Genomic DNA, 20,523 nt, shown 5'->3' with positions numbered 1-20,523 from the left:
ACGCTATAAGCATTAATGCTGCTCACACCACCCCGTGCATGGGCAACGCGGGCTTGATCATAACTGCCAAAACCACCAATATAAAACTCTCCATTCTCCCATTCACTTAAACCACTAAGCCCTAAAACTATACCTGTCTGCTCAAGCTTAAAATCTAGATGATCTGCAGAAATAGCCTCTTTGCTTTTGATTGTATATATCCATAAAGCTGCATCTTTCTTATCTCTGTCTAAAACGCCTCTCCCAGCACGAACAGCCTGCAACTCATTGTGGAAAATAAATCCTGGAGAAACAGACAGTGATAATACCGCATCTGTAGAAGGCGTAGTTAAAAAATCAGGAATCCGTTCTCGCTGCTTTAAATCTTGGGAAAAATTATCCTGATATGATGGTTTTAAAACTTTCTTTTCTCGAGATAAAGTAGCGACATGAAGTGGTCTTGACAGCTTTGGACATGAACTTGAATGGATATCATTTCCATCCCTCTCGCCAACAATATATTCTTCCCCAGATGATGCAGCTGAATGGAAAGAAGCAAGAGATTCTTCACTCAACTTTCGGCGATTTCCCCTTGAACGTGACAACGCAACAGTATGTTCTTCCGAGGTTGTTATGGTTGAGAAAACAGAAACTGGTTGATTTTGATTTAAATGTCGGAGAGTTCTTCTTCTGCCCAGAGAACTATCCATATACACCGCAGTTAAATACCAAATTTTTGCACGTCCATCTTCACTATTTTCCCATTTTAAACCATATGTATAAGTCCCGCCATCAACAAATTCAACTTTTGCCCCAGAAAAGCTTTTTAGAGTAAAATCTGCTCCTCCGCTTTGGTCAAAAATTAAATCAAGTTTTGTTGAAGAATGATCTATGATTTGAATGCCTGAATCTATAACACTTATTGTATGATAACCACTACCATTCTCAATAAAGAGATAATCCCCTTTTCCTTCTGCAAGACTAACATTTAAATTGAAATGCATACTGCCCGAAAGATCATCAATATAAAGCTGAGAATAATACAAACGATTCATAGGAGAAGTGAAAGTAACTCTTCCTACACCACTTAAACTCTGAATGTACGTGCTTTTGTCATCAAAATGACTGGCAAGGGCGTATAATTGAGACTCTTCTCCAATCAAATTGATATTTTCCACCGTAGTTCGTTGACTATCATCTCCGGCATAAATATAGAGCTTCCCAGAATCACTAATATTCACTTCTCCTCCTAATATTGCACCAGCAGAAGCCCATGAAGAGGCTCCACCTTCAATCGTTAGATTTTTTACAGATCCACCAGCATGAACTTCTTGAAAAGCCCCCTTGTATAAAGTAACAATATCCGCATTCCCTCCTGCTAATATACGCTGCAGACCACCTGCAAAGACTTCTGTATTCACTGCTAAACCACCAGTTTTTTCTGCAAAATCTTCATCATCTGCAAACCATTTCGCAAGATTTTGCATGCCTCCATGCATAATCTGTGTTCCCATAGCCATTCCACCATCATACACACTCTGCTGTCCTGGCTTTCCACCTTGACCATAAATCTTAGTATTATAAGCACTGCTTCCTACAATCCCACCATTCACATAACCATCTCCGAAAATAAGTTGATCACCTCCATAGATTTCAGTTTTCAATGCAGAGCCTCCACCCTCCACACTTTGTCTTCCACCTTCGTAAACAATAGTAAATTCTGAAATCCCTTGCTCTCCGATAACCTCGGAACCACCCTCCATAACTGTCGTATTTTTACTGAATCCACCATCTTCAACATAGAGTATTCCCGATCCTTCAATCGTGTTGTTCATGGACAGTTTAGGATTATCTGCCATGCTATCGTCAAAAAAATAAACTGTGCTATTATCATCACTAATTACCATGTTACCATCACTGATTGTAGAATTTTGTAAAACTAATTGGTTTTCACCAACCCTGTAATTATCTGCATAAAAATCCAAATCACTTTCATAAGAACTAATGATAGGATCTTGTAAATCCGTAATATTCTCCTCTTTCCCAAGAGAGCCAGCTATAGACGTCTGTGCATTAGGCGCAGTTGCTGAAGAAGTAGAAACCTTTTTTGTAGCAGCCAAATACCAAATTTTCTCACCTTTCTCACTTTTCTGTTTTAAATCATACATATAAGCCCCACCATCCACGGAATGATTTTTCAAAGAAAAATTCGCTTCTCCACTTTTATCCGTAATTAAATCAACTGAATGAAAAGAAGAATTTGTAATTTCAGAACCAGAATCTACAATGCTAACCATGTGATTACCCGCGCCTTTTTCAACGATAAGGTAATCACCATATCTCTCTGCAGTATTAATTCTAAAATTAAAATCTATATTTCCTGAAAGATTTTGAACGGAAAGAAGAGAATAATATGGATTACGCATAGTGGAAGTAGCAGCAGTAGAAGAAGCAGTAAAAATAACACGACCCTTGCCTCTTAACTTTTGAATCAAAGTGCTTGATCCATCACCTTCAGTCGCAACAGAATACAATTGAGATTCTTTTCCATTTAAAAGAATATTCTCTACTTTAGTTTGATGTTGACCACTTCCAGCATAAAGATAAAATTTACCGGAATCACTAACCTTTACTTCCCCTGCTAACTCTGCACCACCATATACTAACGAAATAGCTCCACTCTTAATCGTTAAATCTTCCACATATCCACCAGAATAGACTCTTTGAAGAGCACCCTCTTCTAAAGTAATACTACTCGCCTTACCGCCTGCTAAAACATTCTGCACCCCACCCGAAAAAACTTTCGTATCTACTGCTAAACCACCCTCACCATCTCTAAACCATCTATCAATATTTTGTTCTCCTCCACTCATAACATCTGTGAAAAAAGCTGCTCCACCATCATACACATTCTGTTGCCCTAGTGTTTCACCCTCACCATAAATTTCAGAATTGTAAGCATAACTCCCCTCTCCTAAAATAATCTGCTCACCACCATAAACTTTTGTATCTTCTGTTTGACCTCCCTCAACACTTTGCAATCCATATTTTTTGATAAGAGTCGCTTTTGAAACTTCCCCCCTTTTTACAATCTCAACTTGACCATTCTTAATGGTAAAAACCTCACCATTTTCTTTTATCTTCTCAATTATACCCTCTTGTACTAATGGTTTTCCTCCTCGTATAGATACTCCATCTGCACCTGAAACCTTCACAAAAAAAACACTGGATATTAATGCAAAAAAACTCAGCTTTAATTTACGTTGCATTATTCATACTCCGTAATTTCAAATAAAAATTTTATCTATTTGAAAATATGCACATCAAATAAATCACAACACGCTTGTTCAATTTCATGTTTTTAGATAACACTTCATCACACAAAAGCATTAAGTACATTAAGCTATTACTGATACAATACTACAGTTTGTGTCTTAAAATTTGCGAACAATCAGTAGTTGAATATATTGTTTTATATACAATTAAAAAGTGTCCTAATTGTATCTATTAAAATTTTTTAGCATTTTTGAAAAATCAAATACTAATCTAAAAATCAGCTAAATTCTGTAACAAATTAAAATAGTATTCACTTTAAAAGAACAGGAACAAAAAATTTAAAAAGAGTGCATTGTATATAGAAATATACTTCATCTTTAACGGTATTAACATATTGTTTTTATTGTATTAAAATTTTGCTATATCTACAGAATAATCACTTGTGATTATCATACCTTACTCATTTTATTTTAATACATTGGAAACATAGAAATATCGACTCGACACTGATTTGAAATTTTTATAATTATAAAAACTCAGTTTCATAATTTGATTTATCATATACTGAAAGGGACATTCTGTTCATGTCTATAAAATCAAAAATACAAAGTACAAGCAAAGAAAATTCTCCTCGTCGAATTTTATTTGCAAGCCTCATTGGCCCAACTGTTGAATACTTCGATTTTTATGTCTTTGCGACTGCTGCAGCTCTCATCTTCCCCCATATCTTTTTTCCAACGCAAAATGATCAACTTGCTATTTTACAATCTTTTCTGATCTTCGGGACAGCTTTTTTTGCACGCCCCTTAGGATCAATTATTTTTGGACATTTTGGAGATAAAATTGGACGAAAAGCAACACTTATCGCTGCTCTTCTTACTATGGGACTATCAACGGTTATTATTGGTTTTCTTCCTACTTATGAAACAGCAGGATGGTGGGCACCTTTCTTCTTAACCCTATGCCGTATTGGGCAAGGAATAGGATTAGGAGGAGAATGGGGAGGAGCCGTTCTACTTGCAACAGAAAATGCTCCACCAGAAAAACGTGGCTGGTATGCAATGTTTCCTCAATTAGGCGTTCCAATCGGTTTATTTTCATCTATTATCGTTTATTTAGGACTGTTGCACTTCCTTGATCGTGATGAACTTTTAGCATGGGGATGGCGTATTCCTTTTATTGCTTCGATTGTTCTTATGCTTATAGGATTATGGGTTCGCCTTTCAATTAACGAAACCGTTGCATTCAAAAAAACTCTTGAAAGTAAAGAACGTGTCAAAGTCCCTATCATAGACGTCTTTTTTAAATGCCCACGAATCTTATTTCTTGGAACATTTGCTGGCATGGCAACGTTTGTTTTATTTTATTTGATCACTGCATATTTATTAAGTTATTCAACAAATCATTTACAATTGTCGTTCCAACATGCTCTCCAAATAGAAATCATTGGTGCTGTTTTCTGTGGAATTTTTACTGTCATAACAGGGAAACTTGCTGATCGTATTAAGCGTAGAACTTTGATGATCTGGATCACAATAATTACTGGTATCTATTCCTTTGCAATTCCTTATTTCCTAGAATCTGGAATCGCAGGAATCTTCGCGATGTCCATCATTGGCTTGTCAATTATGGGAGTGGTATACAGTCCGCTTGGTGCTGTTTTAGCTTCACCATACCCAACAGCGATTCGATACACAGGTTCATCTATCACTTTCAACTTATCCGGTATCGTAGGAGCATCTCTTGCACCTTATATTTCAGAATATCTGGTACAACATTTTGGTGCCTCTTATATCGGCTATTATTTACTTTTTTCTTCTTTTATTTCATTGATTTGCTTTGTTGGATTTACGGATGACGAAATATCCAATTAAAACACAATAAAGAAAAATAAAACAAATACTAGCGGCAGAAATGCCGCTATTTTCATTTTCAAAGACATTGGTTGTGGTACACTCCACCACAATATTCCAGCAAACAGTGCACTCAAGACAAAAAACAAGATATCTGCGATATTACTGATATAAACAATAGGAAAAATTTGTGACAAAATGTGCGTCGTCCCCAACCATGAAACGCAAAAAAAAGCCAACATGACAGCCCATAGAATAAGCAAAATTCGATCAATGATCATCATTGTACCGTTTGATTTTTTTGATGACAGACCACATCTTGAACACTCCCAAAAGAAAAATTACAATAAAAACCCAACGTCCTCCTCCCGATCCTTCCGCAATAAAGAGTGCTGGTTTTATTATTCCGATAAGTCCTATAAAAATCAAAATAACAGATATTACACGCATCAAATCTGTTTTTCCCAACCACGATCTTCAGTTTGCTGCCAATAAGTTAAATTATGATTTTCCATTTTATACTTTTTCCACTGTGCACGAACAAGATCCAACTGTTCATTATTGCCACCATCAAATATCACCACAAGTCGTTGATAAACCTCAACATTTGAACAGACCGCTCCTTCTATAAGAAAGCGTATCTTTGAATCATTTGGATTTTCCTGCCCTGTGGTAAGAAATACAGGCTGAAAATTTGGATATTGATCACCTTCAGTTCCATGCCCAATAAATGCTTCATCAGAGTAAACCCACAAACGCGTATCTATAATGTCACGTTTTTCCTTACTTACACATTGTATTGTTACCTTACCAAAACGAACCAGTGCTCGCTCCACAAGTGATGGTAAAATATCTTCTAGCGTTGACTGCGTCAAATGATAGAAAAGAATATCCATCCTCTTAGCCCTTATCACTCTTTGGATAAATCAACATTTTTGGAGAATCTTTTATACTCTCAGCACGAAAGGAAATGATTTAAGATCTCACAATTCCCCTTTTCCAATTCTACTTATCCTTTTTTTCATATGTCTTAAAGAAAAAAAGATAAATCACCATTTTTAAGTTCATAAAAAGGTTTATTTTAATTCATTTGCTAACCACCTTATAGACTACAGTTGAAAATAGAATATAATCCATGACAAAATAGGTTGCAGCTTACTAACTATCCTATACTCTTTTTAATCTAGTAAAAATGTACAATACATTAGAGGGGTAATTTCAAAATTTTGATTATATTTTTGTTTCAAAGCAGTCTAAAAATATCCCTTTCCTAGTTCAAAATTGAGAATGTTGTCCAATCTATGCGTATTATTGAGTTTTACATCCTGAAACGTGTTCTTGTCCTGTTTAGTTCTGTTATGATTGCAGCAATCAGTATTAGTTGGACAGTGCAGATCCTTGCACGAATAAATTTTTTAACAACAAGCAGACAAACACTCCTCACGGTCTTACAATTTTCTCTCTCATTAGTTCCCTCCGTTATTTTTCTTGTTATTCCATTCGCATTGCTGATTGCCATTACAAGCACCCTTTCGGCAATGAATCAAGATTCAGAGCTTGCGATCATAAAAGCCTCTGGTTTTCCCAAAAGTACTCTTTGGAAACCCATTCTCTTTCTCGCTATTATTGCATCGTGCTTTTCCTTTTCTATAGCTAATTTTGTTGTTCCTCAAGCACGTCTTAATATGCGACAAATCCTAGCAAGTGCTCATTTTGATCTCATTAACCTTTTTATTAGTGAAGGCAGTTTCCAAAAACTTGCCAATAACCTTTATATAGAAATTGGTGAACAGAATCCGGATGGAACTCTTGGACGCCTTTTTATTGCTGACCAGCGCGATCCTAAGATTGATCTTTTTTATTATGCAAAAAACGCATCAATTGTGAGCAATAAAAATGGTAATTTTTTAATCCTCAATAATGGTGAAATAGAAAGAATCAATCATCAAAATGACAGCGTTTCACTTGTTCAATTCAGCTCATATACTTTTAGCCTAGGTGAATTCATTCCCAACAACAAAACCCCCATTCTTTATCCAAAGGATCGTTCCTTTTCTTATTTGCTCCATCCTGACCCAAACGACTCCTACTATCAACGAAAACCGCTCCAATATAAAGCTGAATTTCACCGTAGACTTACAGAATGGCTTTATCCTATCGTTTTTTCACTCATTGCATTAGCAACAGCGGGAGATGTACGTTCATATCGGCAAGTACGTAACTCTGAAAATTTCTTCGCAATTGCCTTTTCTTTACTGGTGTATTGGATAGGATATTTTTTTGCTGAAAAAGCAAAGAGCAATTTAGCATACGTTCCTCTCCTTTATATAACCCCCATAGGAATGAGTGTGCTCACCTTGTCTATGCTTTTAACGAATCATAAAATTGGTATACCTGTAAAAATTAATGAAGTTATTTATGCGCTTTTTCAAAAAATAGTGAATAAATTTAAACATCGAAAATCACAATATCCCTCGGATAAGATATCATGATTGGATGGACGCTTGGACGATATTTTTTTATACATTATCTTAAAACAACCTGTTATTTTTTGGGGGGTGTTTTTATTCTTGCTCTTTTAATTGACTTTACAGAAAATTCTGGACGGATGTCCTATCTTCCTTATTATACAGCAAAAAGTGCATTTCTTATTTCTATTTTCCGTATCCCTTTCATCATGCAACAACTCATACCCTTTATTGCACTCTTTTCTGCAATGGTCGTGTTCATCTCGCTTAATCGAAAACTTGAGCTTATTGTAGCACGTTCTATCGGTATTTCTGCATGGCAATTTCTCATGCCAGCTTGTTTAGGAGCTTTTCTTTTGGGATTATTTTCAATTCTTCTTCTTAATCCACTTGCCGCATGGGGATTTTCTCAAGCAGAAAAAATAATGACTGAATGGCATAGCAATAATGTACTAACCTCTCTTCATAACACGCGTGTCCCATGGTTAACACAACACACAAATTTAGGTAGAACAACCATTGGTGCTAAATCTATAACAAATCAAGGACCTTCTCTTATCAATGCAACCTTTGTACAATACAACAATAATGGAACAATCAAAAACTGGATTAACACAAGAAAGGCAACATTGGTAAACGGTGCTTGGCTATTAACAGAGGGAACAATTCACAAGGTCGGTCATCCTCCTGAAAAATTTACTGAATTACAAATAAAAACTAATCTTAGACCTGAATTTTTAACTGAACGTTTAGTGAATCCCGCGACCATCTCATTTTATCAATTGCCAAAAAAAATTATGATTGCACGTTCATTTGGCTATTCTGCTAATAATTTTAACATGTATTTACAATCATTGATTGCATTACCAGCATTGCTTGTGGCAATGACTCTTATTGCAGCAACTGTATCTTTAAATTTTACACGCTTTGGACAATCCGGAACTTTAATTCTTAGCGGTGTCATTGCCGGTTTCATGCTTTATGTTATTTCTGTACTTGTTCAAGCTTTTGGTAACGCTGGGTATATTCCACCAGTTATTGCAGCTTGGACACCCGTTGTTATTGCATTATTTTTGGGAATTTCTTTTTTACTTCATAAAGAGGATGGCTAAGTGAAAGCGCTAATAAGTAAAAGAGTGATTTTGAAAAAACTAAGTACTTTTGCCTTTAAAAGTATCATGAGCTTTAGCTTAGCTGTATCTTTATCTTGTTCTATACATGCTAAAAGCCTTACTACTCCTTCCAAAAGTCGCATAAAAAATCCGGTAAGTCCTCTTTTGCTCTCTGCAGATGAACTCATCTATAATCGTGATGAACACACTGTTTCTGCACAAGGCAATGTCCAAGTCGAATATGATGGCAATAAAGTTTTTGCCCAAAAAGTTACGTATAATCAAAAAACAGGACGGATTATGGCACAAGGAAATGTTGAAATTGTGCAAAAAGATGGTAACAAAATTTATTCCAATCAAATCGATATGACAAAAGATTTTGGTGAAGGCTTCGTCAATGCCTTACGTATCGATACAGCAAACAACATTCATTTTGCAGCGGCAAATGCTACACGCATCAATAGTCAGATAACAATCTTCGAAAATGCTACCTATACAGCCTGCGAACCTTGCTCTTATAAACCAGATAAAGAAGTGATATGGAAGATTAGAGCAAGAAAAATTATATGGAACAGTACTATCAAAAAAATTCGATTTGAAAATAGCCATTTTGAAGTTTTTGGTGTGCCAATTACACAATTTCCGACTTTTGAGCTCTATGATCCAACAGTGAAGCGTGCTAGTGGTTTCCTTGCACCCCACTTTTTTTATACCGATTATCTCGGCATAGGCATAAAAAATTCTTATTTCTGGAATCTTGCTCCTCATTATGATTTCACACTTTCTTCTACGATCTATACCCAACAAGGACTTTTAACTGATGGTGAATGGCGTCAACGTTTAAAAACAGGTAATTATAACATTCGCTTTGCCCATATATATCAAATAAAACCGTATAACTTTGATAGTGATAGTATTGATGCACAGCATAAAAACCGTTACATGTTAGCAACAAAAGGAGATTTTCGTCTTAATTCACACTGGACTTACGGATGGGATATTTTTGCACAATCTGATCAACATTTTAGACGTACTTATAAACTTGAAAATTATAGCAAGCCTACGCAACTTTCTCAGCTTTATTTGAATGGTCTTGCAGGTAAAAACTACTTCGATATGCGTTTTTACCATTTCGAAGTTCAAGATTTAACATTGAATGACTCCTCTTCTAAACACTACTATCGGCAAGCATTGGTTCTCCCCCGCATCAATTATTCTTTTACACCAGAGGAATCGATTTATACTGGAGAACTCACTTTTCATAGCAATATGCAATCCATTTATCGTCGCCATACTGACTTTAATCTTACTGATGAAAACGAACATATTCTCAACACTGACAAACTTTCTGGAATAGCTGGAAATAGTTTTCGCTTAACAAACGAGTTTGAATGGAAAAAGCGCATCAATACGAACAATGGACTTATATTAACTCCTATTCTCTCTCTACGTGCTGATATCATTACAACAAATCCACACGAAAACTATACCTCTCCTCTCACCAAAGATTTCTTATCAACGATTCGTAGCCCAGCACTTCACGGAATGGCAACAGCAGGTTTGGAATTACGCTATCCGGTCCTCATCACATTTGACAAATTTACACATATTATAGACCCAATAGCACAAATTTTTATTCGCAATAATGAACGATATATCGGACAAATTCCCAATGAAGATGCACAAAGCTTTGTCTTTGACGCAACAACACTCTTTCAACGTAATAAATTTTCTGGTTATGACCGCGTAGAAGGAGGAACAAGAGCCAATATAGGGCTAAGATATTCTGGAAATTTTAACAATGATTGGTCTCTTTATGGTCTGGTTGGACAATCCTTTCATCTTGCAGGGAAAAATTCTTTTGCAGAAAAGGATTTCGTAAATGTAGGAGTTCATTCTAGCCTTGAAGAGACCCGCTCAGACTATGTTGCTATGTTTGGTGCAAACTATAAAGGTGTTTTTTCTTTAGAAACTCGTGGACGTTTTGATAAAAAAACAGGGGAAATCCATCGTAGTGAAATTGAAGCATCACAGAAATGGCAAAATTTTAAGGCGGCTATACAATATGCCTATATCGCAAGCCAACCAGATCATGAATATACACAAGAACGCCAAGAAATTTCTTTTCAAACTGGCATTAAGCTAGCTCAGTATTGGTCCATTAATGGCAATGCTGGTTACGATTTAACATCTGGTACATTCGTAAAGCGGGGAATAAGCTTAAATTATACAGATGAATGTTTCGGGCTTACATTCAGTTATCAACATCTGACAAATCCAGAGAAAAAAACGCCTTTGCAAAACTTTAACTTCTCTCTTTCATTGCGTACAATTGCTGATATTGGAAATAAGATAAACCAAAATTTATAAAGAATTAAAATTTGTAAAGAGAATGTATATGTCATTTAACTTATCGTTGTTTTTTATGAAAAAAAGCGTATATAAAAAGACGTATATTTAAAGTAATTGATAAAAATCAATAGACAATGCGAAAGCTTACTACATGAACAAATTTAAAAAGCGTATTCTTGCTTTATTTTGTATTGCACCTTTAAGTATCAGTAGCTTTATGGGAGGTGGAATTTTACCTGTCTTCGCACAAACTGCTATTGTTGTTAAGGTGAATGGTAATCCTATCACGAATTATGACCTTCAAAGGCGTATTGCTTTTCTTAGGCTGCAACAGAAACAGGGCGATCTTGCCGTGCAAGCTAAAAATGAGCTTATCGATGAAGCACTCAAAAATGCTGAAATAAAGCGCTATAATATTGAGATAAGCAATAATGAAGTTGAAAGTGCTTTTGAGGACTTTGCAACACAAAATAATATGGCTATTGATCAACTCAACCAGATTCTGATTCAAAATGATATCACAGTGCAACATTTTAAAGATTACATCCGTGGGCAAATAGGCTGGGGGCGTCTTGTTAATGCGCGCTACCAAGCTAAAGTGGGTGTCGTTACTGAACAAGAAGCTGTTCGCAGAATCTTAAAAAATGGTGGTATAAAACCTTCCATGAATGAATATACACTACAGCGAATTATTTTTGTCATTCCTGCACATCGCCGTTCAGAAATCCTTGAAAAACGTTACAGAGAAGCAAGTAATTTCCGTGCACATTTCCAAGGATGTGTTAACGCTCAAAAACAAGCAAGAGGCATCTTAGATGTTACTATCCGAAACTTAGGAAAGTTTCTTGAACCCCAATTGCCCGATGCATGGGAACAGGCTATCCTCGAAACGCCTGTCGGAAAAATGACAAAATTACAAGAAACTTCTAATGGAATTGAAGCTCTTGCCGTTTGTCGAATAAGAAAAGTTTCTGATGATTACGTCGCTCGTCTTGTATTTTCTATTGAAGATAATAAGAAAAATGGTCCCCAAGATCTTGAAAAATTGAGCAAAAAATATTTAGAGGAATTGCGGCGAACCGCGCGTATTCAAAACTTATAATGGCTGCACTTGTTGTTAGTGGTGGTGATCCTGCCGGAATTGGTCCTGAAATAGCACTAAAAGCGTGGAATTTGCGCCTAACGCGTCAGATTCCACCGTTTGCTCTTCTTGCTGATCCAAACGTTATTCGTTCGCGTGCTCATTTTTTGCAAATCAATGCTGAGATAGAGTCTGTTACAATAAGTAATGCTGTAAAAAACTTTCAAACTGCTTTTCCCGTAATCCCCTTACAAAACCAACAAGGCGATCGACCGGGGATGCCTTCACCGAAAAATGCGGCTGGAATCATTGAAGCAATTAAACGCGGTGTTCAATTCATTCAAAATGGAGATGCGTGTGCACTCGTTACTTGCCCTATTGCAAAAAAAATACTTTATGAAGCTGGATTTGAATTTCCAGGACATACGGAATTTCTGTCCCATTTAGCTCATCAAGCCTTCAGTACATATTATCATCCGGTTATGATGTTATCAGGACCTCAATTAAAGACGATCCCCATTACTATTCATGTTCCATTTAAAGAAGTTCCCTCACACCTCACTCGCCACTTAATCATTCAAACTATACTTATTACTGAAAATGATTTAAAAATGCGATTTAGAATGAAGACTCCTCGTCTCGCTGTTGCCGGACTCAATCCTCATGCTGGAGAATCAGGTACAATTGGAAAAGAGGATATTGAAATTATCACTCCCGCTATTGAATATCTGAAAAATAAAGGACTTCATATTGTGGGTCCGCTTCCTGCGGATACAATGTTCCATGAATGTGCAAGAAAAACGTATGATGTTGCCTTTTGCATGTATCATGATCAAGCTCTAATTCCCGTTAAGACATTGGATTTTAATAGCACTGTCAATGTTACTTTAGGTTTACCTTTCATTCGGACTTCTCCAGATCACGGAACCGCTTTTGATATTGCTGACAAAGGAATTGCCTCTCCTGAAAGCTTTATCGCTGCTCTTCAACTTGCAAATCAACTTGCAAAAAATAGTTTGATACCATGCCAATAGATACTCTTCCTCCTCTTCGCAAAGTCATTGATACATATGGATTACAAGCTCATAAATCCTTGGGACAAAATTTTCTTTTTGATCTTAATTTAACATCTAAAATCGTTCATCAAGCAGGAAATATAGAAGGAAAACCTGTTATTGAAGTTGGTCCAGGACCTGGGGGGCTGACACGTGCCATACTTGCAAAAGGCGCCATTGTAACAGCAATAGAGCGTGATGAACGTTGTATACCAGCTCTCTTAGAGATAGAAAAGCACTATCCGCAAAAACTAAAACTTATTTGTCATGATGCACTGCAGCAAGATTTCTCAAAACTTTTTGCAAATCCTTTAGAAAAACCACGTATTATTGCAAACCTTCCTTATAATATCGGAACACAACTCTTATTAAACTGGCTTTTAACTGAACCATGGCCTCCTTTTTATGAATCAATGACTTTGATGTTTCAACGTGAAGTTGCCAAACGTATTACTGCAAATCCTCAGTCTGCCCACTATGGGAGACTCAGTGTTTTAACCGGCTGGCGTACCTCTGCCAAAATTGTTTTTGATATTCCTCCTCAAGCCTTTATACCAGCACCTAAAGTAACTTCTTCCGTTGTTCACATTATCCCACGAACACAACCTCTCGCCTGCTGTGCTCAAAAATTAAGTTTTGTAACCAAAATCGCTTTTGGACAAAGACGAAAAATGCTTCGTCAAAATTTCAAAACATTTGGAGGTGAAATGCTTTTAGAAAAAGCCGGTATCGACGGAACACGTCGCGCCGAAACGCTCTCAATTTCTGAGTTTGTAACTTTAGCTAATTTATTACACTAAAAAACACTGTTTTTTCTCATTTTTTCAATAACAATATCAATCAATCTTTTCAGCGATAAGCTTATCAATGAAAGGTTCGAGAAAAGAACAACGATTACGTTTTACTGTCTCTGCCCAATAAATCGATTTGATAAGAGATACAGACTGATTTAGGTCCTCATTTACCACAACATAATCATAAGAACGCCAATGCTGCAATTCTTTTCGTGCATTTTTCAATCGCAGATCAATGATATCCTGACTATCCTCTGCTCGACGATGTAAACGCGAAATAAGCTCTTTCATTGATGGAGGAAGGATAAAAACAGAGACCGTATCTCCCATCATTTTTTTTTGAAGCTGTTGAGTACCTTGATAATCAATATCAAACAACATATCTTGCCCAGAACTCAACGCATTTTCAACGCTTTCACGTAAGGTTCCGTAATAATTCCCATGAACTTCTGCCCATTCAATAAATTCATCTCCATCACGCTTGCGTTCAAATTCTTCCTTTGAAATAAAATGATAGTGAACACCACACACCTCACTCGGACGTCTTTTCCGTGTTGTCATACTTACGGAAAGCTCTAATTGTCCATCTTGCAAAAGTAACCGAGAAAGTGTTGATTTACCAGCTCCTGAAGGTGAAGAGAGAATAAATAAAAAACCACGACGCTGATTCCTTTTTTTAATACTCAATTCATCCTGAAAGAAGGTCATCATACTGTTCTACTTTTTCTTCAAAACTTTAATAATAGGTTTACTAAAATCCCTAAAAACTAGTGTGCTACCTTTAATGCACGCCACTTGCGAACATTTATATTATGTTCCTCTAAAGTTCTAGAAAAAACATGCCCTCCCGAACCATCAGCTACAAAATAGAGCACATCACTTTTTGGTGAATGTGCCACCGCTTTTAATGAATCTTTTCCTGGATTTGCAATAGCTGTTGGCGGTAAACCATTAATTTTATAAGTATTATATGGTGTTTCTTTCTCAAGATCTGAACGGTAAATTGCACGCCCAGATGGCAACCCTTTTCCACCAAAGAGACCATAAATAACCGTTGAATCAGATTGAAGACGCATACGTTTTGCAAGACGATTATAAAATACTGCAGCAACTTTCGGTCTCTCTGCAGCAATTCCTGTCTCTTTTTCAACAATCGATGCCAATATAACAAATTCGTCGATAGACTTTATTGGTAAATCAGGAGAACGCGTAGCCCATATCGCATGAATTAATTTTGTCTGTCCTTCACGCAATCTATTTATAATCTCTTTACGCGTTGTTCCCCGAATAAAGCGAACAGTATCTGTCATCAAACTACCTTCTGGAGGTAAAATTTTTGGAAGATCCCCAACCAAAATTTCATTGGTCATTAATCGATCAAAAATCTGTTGAACCGTCAAACCTTCTGGCACTGTAAACGTATATTCAATAGATTTACCTTTCACAAGAATATCCATAATATCACGCATCGAAGCATGTGCTGGAATCAAATATTCACCAGCCTTAAGATGTGTTGTTTTTTGATGATAACCAACCCCATAAATAAAAATATCTGATGATTGAATAAGACCATGTTTTTCAAGCAATGAAGCAATCTCACGAATTCCTGTTCTAGGATCAATAAGAACAACCTGTTCTCTCTCAGCCATCCCTTTGCCTTCAAAAATATTTTTTCCAATATAAAGAGGAACACTTATAGCCAAGATAACAACCATCATCAACGTCAGAAAAAAATGACCGATGATGACCAAAGGATTACGCACGACAGAGGACTTCTTTCGTTTCTTATGTGCTAACATACCATTATCATCTACTCTGTAATCCGAAGTAGAAGCATTTACGTCCTTCAGCGGTTTTCCATTTTTCACAGCGGACATAACTATCGCCCTCTATAGTTTTTAGGTACACAACCATAATCCTTTCCTTAAACTTTTATAATGAATAAAGTAGGAATCTCATAAATAGAAATGTTTATTATCCTTTAAAACGCTGCATTACCAAAGATGCATTTGTTCCACCAAACCCAAAGGAATTTGAGAGAATCATATCAATTTTTCGTTCGCGCGGTTTATGTGGGACAAGATCAATTTTCGTTTCAATAGACGGATTATCAAGATTAAGCGTTGCTGGAGCTATATTATCTCGTATTGCTAAAACGCAAAAAATAGCTTCTGCTGCACCAGCTGCACCAAGTAAATGTCCCACAGAGGATTTCGTCGATGACATAGATATTTGTGGCGCATAATGGCCTAAAACACGCTCAACAGCTGCCAATTCTATAACATCAGCCATCGTTGAAGTTCCGTGTGCGTTAATGTAATCAAGCTCGCTTACATCTACTTTTGCACGCGCAAGAGCAGCCATCATGCTACGTTGCGCACCTTCACCACTTTCCGAAGGTGCTGTAATATGATAAGCGTCACCCGATAAACCATAACCAATAACCTCAGCATAAATACGAGCACCTCGTTTTTTTGCATGTTCAAGCTCTTCTAAAACAACAACCGCAGCCCCCTCTCCCATTACGAAACCATCACGATCAGCATCATAAGGACGTGAAGCACGCTCAGGATCATCATTACGACCAGTAGAAAGAGCTTTACAAGCAGAAAAACCAGCAAGAGATATCCGATTTATCGGGGATTCAGTACCTCCTGCTACCATAACATCTGCATCACCAAACGCTACCAAACGCGCCGCATCACCAATGGCATGTGCTCCTGTCGAACAAGCCGTTACAACCGAATGGTTAGGACCACGCAAGCCATATTTAATAGACACATGACCAGAAGCAAGATTAATCAAACGTCCTGGAATAAAAAAAGGAGAAACGCGTCGTGGTCCTTTATCACGAAGCGTATAACCAGCCTCAACAATGCCTTCAATGCCACCAATACCGGAACCAATGAGTACACCTGTACAAATCTGATCTTCATCACTTTTTGGAAACCATTCAGCATCTGAAAGCGCTTGATCAGCAGCAGCTATTGCGTAAACAATAAATGCATCAACCTTGCGCTGTTCTTTGGGCTCCATATGTAAATCAGGATTATATGTACCATCTGTTCCATCTCCTAAGGGGATACGGGCAGCAATCTGGCATGGCAAATCGGATACATCAAACTCAGTAATGCGCCGAACACCACTTTTCCCTTCAAGAAGTCGCTTCCAACTATACTCGACATCACCAGCTAATGGAGATACCAATCCTAAACCAGTAACAACAACACGTCTCATAACTTCTAACCTTGAATTGAGGTTTATGTCTTAAAGCTCTACTCTGAAAACAACCTCAAAGAATGTGGGCAAAAGCACTTTACGCCTTTGTCTTTCAACAATCACGCGGAAGCTTGATCGATAAATTTTACAGCATCACCAACTGTGAAAATCGTTTCAGCGGCTTCATCTGGAATTTCTACACCAAATTCTTCTTCAAAAGCCATAACGAGCTCAACCGTATCAAGGCTATCTGCTCCTAGATCATCGATGAAATTTGCATTTTCTACGACTTTATCTGCATCAACTCCAAGATGCTCCACGATAATTTTCTTAACGCGCTCTATTGTATCACTCATGTTGAAATCCTCGAATTTATATTATTTTCCTATAATTTGGTTAGCTACATCGGACCATCTAATCAAGTAATAGATATACCACTCTAAAGATTTTAGCAGTGATTTTAAGTATCCTGTGGATATCCCCTATAAAATGAATCAATCTGACATCCCGACATAAATTGATCAACCTACAATCATTTAAAGAAATGAGTGCATCTTCTCATTTCACTCGTTACTATCTAAAATAATACGTCTTATAAATCAATGTAGAATAAAGCAAATACTCAGATCATTGCCATACCACCATTAACATGGAGTGTTTGACCCGTTATATACGCAGCTTCATTGCTCGCTAAATAAACAGCAGCAGAAGCTATTTCCTCTCCATGTCCCATACGCTTCATGGGGATAGCTGCCATAATATTTTCTTTTTGCTTTTCATTTAATTTGTCTGTCATTGCCGACTTAATAAACCCTGGAGCAATACAATTGACAGTAATATTTCGAGAGGCAATTTCTTGCGCCAATGCCTTAGAAAAACCTATCAGTCCAGCTTTTGCAGCACAATAGTTTGTTTGTCCAGGATTTCCGACAACGCCAACTATCGATGTTATGTTAATCACTCTTCCATAGCGGCGCCGCATCATATAATGTGTCAATTCACGTGTTAGAGTAGAAGCCGCAGTTAGATTGATTGCTAAAACTTCATCCCAATCTTGATCTTGCATGCGTACAAAAAGACCATCTCGAGTGATTCCAGCATTATTAACCAAAATATCAACACCACCCATTTCTTTTTCCGCTGCTTCAGCCAATTGCTTAACGGATTCACGCTCAGAAAGATTAGCCGGAAACACAAAAACATCTTGTCCCAGATCTGCCGCCACTTCTTTAAGCTTCTCTTCACGTGTTCCATGGAGACCAACAATTGCTCCTTGTGCGTGAAAGCAACGTGCAATTGCTTCACCAATTCCCCCTGATGCTCCCGTCACAAGAGCTTTACGACCTGTTAATTTAAACATTTTTTACTCCTTACCAGATTAAACACCAAGCACTTGTAGTGCCATTTCTATTTCTTCAGACGTACCAATTGTTAACCCCTTTACGTCCTTGTTAATACGACGCGCTAAGCCGGTTAATACTTTTCCAGAACCAACTTCAAAAAGCGTATCAACCCCATGAGCACTCATCCACTCTACCGTTTCACGCCATCGTACTCTTCCTGTTACTTGTTGAACAAGAAGCGTAACAATATGCTCTGGGTCGCTCTCTGGTGCGACAGAAACATTGGCAACAAGAGGAACAAGAGGAGCCATTTTGTTAACAGTCAAAAGTGCATTCTTCATGGCGTCAGCAGCAGGTTGCATTAAAGTCGAATGAAAAGGTGCAGAAACTGGAAGAAGAAGTGCACGTTTAGCACTTTTTTTTGACGCAACCTCTACTGCTGCCTTAACCGCTTTTGTTTCACCTGAAATAACAATTTGTCCTCCCCCATTATCATTAGCAATCTGACATAGCCCTTCTTCAGAAACAGTTTTGCAGATTTCCTCCACATCTTGTTCATCTAAACCAATGAGTGCTGCCATGGCACCTTCACCAACAGCAACAGCAGCTTGCATAACATTTCCACGAATACGCAAAAGCCTTGCCGTATCAGCAAGACTAAATGTACCAGCAGCACAAAGAGCCGAATATTCACCCAATGAATGACCGGCCACAAACTTTACCTTTTCCTTTATATTGAGTCCCAATTGTTCCATGACACGAATAACAGCCATAGATACCGCCATTAACGCTGGCTGTGCATTTGCTGTTAACGTCAAAATGTCCGTTGGACCTTCAAAAATGATATCTGATAATTTTTCACCTAGAGCATCATCAACCTCTTCAAAGACCCTTCGCGCTGCAACAAATTGCTCTGTAAGCATTTTGCCCATACCAACAAGCTGACTCCCCTGCCCTGGAAAAGTAAAAGCTGCCACCATCTATCAACTCCTCAAAATTGTGTATAAATTGTTCCCTTTTGATCTTATTCACAAGCACAAATCAAGACAAAGTACTTTATTTAAAACGAATGTTTCCCTTAAATTTATATTTTAATGGTGGAATTTTATATAAAAACTTCGGAAAATACGGTGCCACAAATTGAATGATCACCCAACTGATGAAACTTCCTAAAATTGCGCCACCTAAAACATCAAAAGGATAATGAACACCAACAAAGACACGTGCCCAACAAATTAGGCATAAAATTACTGCTGCAAATTTAAAAGAAGCTTTGTACCGATAAAAGTAAAAATTTGCCATATAAGATGCAATCGTCAAAGCATGATTACTCGGAAAAGAAGCTGTTGCACGGTGCTTAATCAATGATGTCGTCAAATCTACAACAAATGGACGTGGATGAAAATAAATAAGAGAAATGAGATAACCTATAAAGAGAGCCGTACAAATACTCACACAAATGCTTAGCACTACACGTCGTTCTCTATTTTCACCACAAAACCATAATACACAAAGATGAATAGGAATAATATAAATCAAAAACTTTGCACAAAAAATACTAAACAAAATTAAAATCGACCAAGACTGATGATTGCCAGAAAGCATTTCAAAAAATGCAGTATCAATCTGGTTTAAAAAATTCATTCTTCTCTCCTCCATCACGTTTATAGTTGCCCAGCACCATTTATTTTGTAAAAAACAGAATCTGTAAAAAATACATCAAAATTCAATAAATCAATTTTTTTATGCACATAAACTTGCTATTCTTAAAGATAAGCTGTAAATGTCAAATGTTTGTTACCGGCACTTTGGCTGGAGGTTGAACGGAGGACTGAAAATGACCAGTAGGGAACGCAATGTTTCCGACCTCCGGTATCTCCGCTCTCGGATGTCTCAAGTTATAAACGCGTCCTTTCTTCTTTGGATCTCCAAAAAAGACAAGTCGCAGAGGCTTTGCGCTAAAACCGGTAAAGTTTAATTTGAAGAAAGGC

At 37.2% G+C, this 20,523-nt stretch carries 18 protein-coding genes; 7 read left to right on the top strand and 11 right to left on the bottom strand.

Annotation, left to right across the window (positions count from 1 at the left end; genetic code table 11):
- The coding region (locus tag ABID39_RS04570; protein ID WP_354186495.1) for a pertactin-like passenger domain-containing protein at window positions 1-3,248 on the bottom strand (3,248 nt) is incomplete at its 3' end.
- Between the two features lie 591 nt (window positions 3,249-3,839).
- Here ABID39_RS04570 and ABID39_RS04565 point away from each other — a divergent pair.
- Window positions 3,840-5,129 carry an MFS transporter gene (locus tag ABID39_RS04565; protein WP_354186493.1) on the top strand — a complete coding sequence of 430 codons (1,290 nt, stop codon included), beginning with the start codon at window positions 3,840-3,842 and terminating at the stop codon, window positions 5,127-5,129.
- Here ABID39_RS04565 and ABID39_RS04560 read toward each other — a convergent pair.
- The 3 genes from ABID39_RS04560 to ABID39_RS04550 are packed head-to-tail and all read right to left on the bottom strand — an operon-like array spanning window position 5,126 to window position 6,004.
- Window positions 5,126-5,389, bottom strand: a complete 264-nt coding sequence (locus tag ABID39_RS04560; RefSeq protein ID WP_354186491.1) for a hypothetical protein — start codon at window positions 5,387-5,389, stop codon at window positions 5,126-5,128. The genes ABID39_RS04565 and ABID39_RS04560 overlap by 4 nt on opposite strands.
- Window positions 5,379-5,558: a hypothetical protein gene (locus ABID39_RS04555; protein ID WP_354186489.1), complete on the bottom strand. Its 180-nt coding sequence runs from the start codon at window positions 5,556-5,558 to the stop codon at window positions 5,379-5,381. Before ABID39_RS04555 ends, ABID39_RS04560 begins: the two co-directional genes overlap by 11 nt.
- The gene (locus ABID39_RS04550; protein ID WP_354186487.1) at window positions 5,558-6,004 is read right to left on the bottom strand and encodes a DNA polymerase III subunit chi; all 447 of its coding nucleotides are present in this window, start codon (window positions 6,002-6,004) and stop codon (window positions 5,558-5,560) included. Before ABID39_RS04550 ends, ABID39_RS04555 begins: the two co-directional genes overlap by 1 nt.
- A gap of 405 nt (window positions 6,005-6,409) precedes the next feature.
- Between ABID39_RS04550 and lptF the strand changes: the two genes are divergently transcribed.
- The 6 genes from lptF (at window position 6,410) to rsmA (ending at window position 13,976) form a co-directional block, all read left to right on the top strand.
- A complete protein-coding gene (lptF, locus tag ABID39_RS04545; protein ID WP_354186485.1) occupies window positions 6,410-7,600 on the top strand; it encodes an LPS export ABC transporter permease LptF in 1,191 nt (396 codons plus the stop codon).
- Window positions 7,597-8,688, top strand: coding sequence for an LPS export ABC transporter permease LptG (gene lptG, locus ABID39_RS04540; protein WP_354186483.1), 1,092 nt, complete (start codon window positions 7,597-7,599; stop codon window positions 8,686-8,688). The genes lptF and lptG overlap by 4 nt, the downstream gene beginning before the upstream one ends.
- The gene (locus ABID39_RS04535; protein ID WP_354186481.1) at window positions 8,689-11,058 is read left to right on the top strand and encodes an LPS-assembly protein LptD; all 2,370 of its coding nucleotides are present in this window, start codon (window positions 8,689-8,691) and stop codon (window positions 11,056-11,058) included.
- A gap of 133 nt (window positions 11,059-11,191) precedes the next feature.
- Window positions 11,192-12,142: a SurA N-terminal domain-containing protein gene (locus ABID39_RS04530; RefSeq protein WP_354186479.1), complete on the top strand. Its 951-nt coding sequence runs from the start codon at window positions 11,192-11,194 to the stop codon at window positions 12,140-12,142.
- Entirely contained in the window at window positions 12,142-13,155 is a 1,014-nt protein-coding gene (gene pdxA, locus ABID39_RS04525) for a 4-hydroxythreonine-4-phosphate dehydrogenase PdxA (RefSeq protein ID WP_354186477.1), read from the top strand. Before ABID39_RS04530 ends, pdxA begins: the two co-directional genes overlap by 1 nt.
- Window positions 13,146-13,976 carry a 16S rRNA (adenine(1518)-N(6)/adenine(1519)-N(6))-dimethyltransferase RsmA gene (gene rsmA / locus ABID39_RS04520; RefSeq protein WP_354186475.1) on the top strand — a complete coding sequence of 277 codons (831 nt, stop codon included), beginning with the start codon at window positions 13,146-13,148 and terminating at the stop codon, window positions 13,974-13,976. Before pdxA ends, rsmA begins: the two co-directional genes overlap by 10 nt.
- 36 nt (window positions 13,977-14,012) lie before the next feature.
- Here the strand turns inward: rsmA and gmk are convergent, their stop codons facing one another.
- From gmk to ABID39_RS04485, 7 genes are all read right to left on the bottom strand, one after another.
- Window positions 14,013-14,681: a guanylate kinase gene (gene gmk / locus ABID39_RS04515; RefSeq protein WP_354186473.1), complete on the bottom strand. Its 669-nt coding sequence runs from the start codon at window positions 14,679-14,681 to the stop codon at window positions 14,013-14,015.
- Window positions 14,682-14,737: 56 nt separating this feature from the next.
- Window positions 14,738-15,847 carry an endolytic transglycosylase MltG gene (mltG, locus tag ABID39_RS04510; protein ID WP_354186471.1) on the bottom strand — a complete coding sequence of 370 codons (1,110 nt, stop codon included), beginning with the start codon at window positions 15,845-15,847 and terminating at the stop codon, window positions 14,738-14,740.
- A gap of 97 nt (window positions 15,848-15,944) precedes the next feature.
- Window positions 15,945-17,207, bottom strand: coding sequence for a beta-ketoacyl-ACP synthase II (gene fabF / locus ABID39_RS04505; RefSeq protein ID WP_354186469.1), 1,263 nt, complete (start codon window positions 17,205-17,207; stop codon window positions 15,945-15,947).
- Window positions 17,208-17,308: 101 nt separating this feature from the next.
- Entirely contained in the window at window positions 17,309-17,545 is a 237-nt protein-coding gene (locus ABID39_RS04500; RefSeq protein ID WP_354186467.1) for an acyl carrier protein, read from the bottom strand.
- Between the two features lie 266 nt (window positions 17,546-17,811).
- Window positions 17,812-18,549 (bottom strand): 3-oxoacyl-[acyl-carrier-protein] reductase, encoded by a 738-nt coding sequence (fabG, locus tag ABID39_RS04495; protein ID WP_354186465.1) that lies wholly within the window; start codon window positions 18,547-18,549, stop codon window positions 17,812-17,814.
- An 18-nt stretch (window positions 18,550-18,567) separates the two neighbouring features.
- On the bottom strand, window positions 18,568-19,512 hold the full coding sequence (fabD, locus tag ABID39_RS04490; RefSeq protein WP_354186463.1) for an ACP S-malonyltransferase: 945 nt from the start codon (window positions 19,510-19,512) through the stop codon (window positions 18,568-18,570).
- A gap of 76 nt (window positions 19,513-19,588) precedes the next feature.
- On the bottom strand, window positions 19,589-20,176 hold the full coding sequence (locus ABID39_RS04485) for an undecaprenyl-diphosphatase (RefSeq protein WP_354186461.1): 588 nt from the start codon (window positions 20,174-20,176) through the stop codon (window positions 19,589-19,591).
- Window positions 20,177-20,523: the final 347 nt, after the last annotated feature.

The organism is Bartonella japonica, from assembly GCF_040545385.1.
Taxonomy (GTDB): Bacteria; Pseudomonadota; Alphaproteobacteria; order Rhizobiales; family Rhizobiaceae; genus Bartonella; species Bartonella japonica.
This window is presented reverse-complemented; position numbering and strand designations above follow the sequence as displayed.

Excerpts from the sequence above, each read along its gene's own strand:
- ABID39_RS04550 (WP_354186487.1), bottom strand. The coding sequence starts at position 6,004 with ATGGATATTCTTTTCTATCATTTGACGCAGTCAACGCTAGAAGATATT.
- fabF (WP_354186469.1), bottom strand. The coding sequence starts at position 17,207 with ATGAGACGTGTTGTTGTTACTGGTTTAGGATTGGTATCTCCATTAGCT.
- pdxA (WP_354186477.1), top strand. The coding sequence starts at position 12,142 with ATGGCTGCACTTGTTGTTAGTGGTGGTGATCCTGCCGGAATTGGTCCT.
- gmk (WP_354186473.1), bottom strand. The coding sequence starts at position 14,681 with ATGATGACCTTCTTTCAGGATGAATTGAGTATTAAAAAAAGGAATCAG.
- ABID39_RS04485 (WP_354186461.1), bottom strand. The coding sequence starts at position 20,176 with ATGAATTTTTTAAACCAGATTGATACTGCATTTTTTGAAATGCTTTCT.
- mltG (WP_354186471.1), bottom strand. The coding sequence starts at position 15,847 with ATGTCCGCTGTGAAAAATGGAAAACCGCTGAAGGACGTAAATGCTTCT.
- ABID39_RS04500 (WP_354186467.1), bottom strand. The coding sequence starts at position 17,545 with ATGAGTGATACAATAGAGCGCGTTAAGAAAATTATCGTGGAGCATCTT.
- ABID39_RS04555 (WP_354186489.1), bottom strand. The coding sequence starts at position 5,558 with ATGCGTGTAATATCTGTTATTTTGATTTTTATAGGACTTATCGGAATA.
- lptF (WP_354186485.1), top strand. The coding sequence starts at position 6,410 with ATGCGTATTATTGAGTTTTACATCCTGAAACGTGTTCTTGTCCTGTTT.
- rsmA (WP_354186475.1), top strand. The coding sequence starts at position 13,146 with ATGCCAATAGATACTCTTCCTCCTCTTCGCAAAGTCATTGATACATAT.
- ABID39_RS04565 (WP_354186493.1), top strand. The coding sequence starts at position 3,840 with ATGTCTATAAAATCAAAAATACAAAGTACAAGCAAAGAAAATTCTCCT.
- fabD (WP_354186463.1), bottom strand. The coding sequence starts at position 19,512 with ATGGTGGCAGCTTTTACTTTTCCAGGGCAGGGGAGTCAGCTTGTTGGT.
- ABID39_RS04530 (WP_354186479.1), top strand. The coding sequence starts at position 11,192 with ATGAACAAATTTAAAAAGCGTATTCTTGCTTTATTTTGTATTGCACCT.
- lptG (WP_354186483.1), top strand. The coding sequence starts at position 7,597 with ATGATTGGATGGACGCTTGGACGATATTTTTTTATACATTATCTTAAA.
- fabG (WP_354186465.1), bottom strand. The coding sequence starts at position 18,549 with ATGTTTAAATTAACAGGTCGTAAAGCTCTTGTGACGGGAGCATCAGGG.
- ABID39_RS04560 (WP_354186491.1), bottom strand. The coding sequence starts at position 5,389 with ATGATCATTGATCGAATTTTGCTTATTCTATGGGCTGTCATGTTGGCT.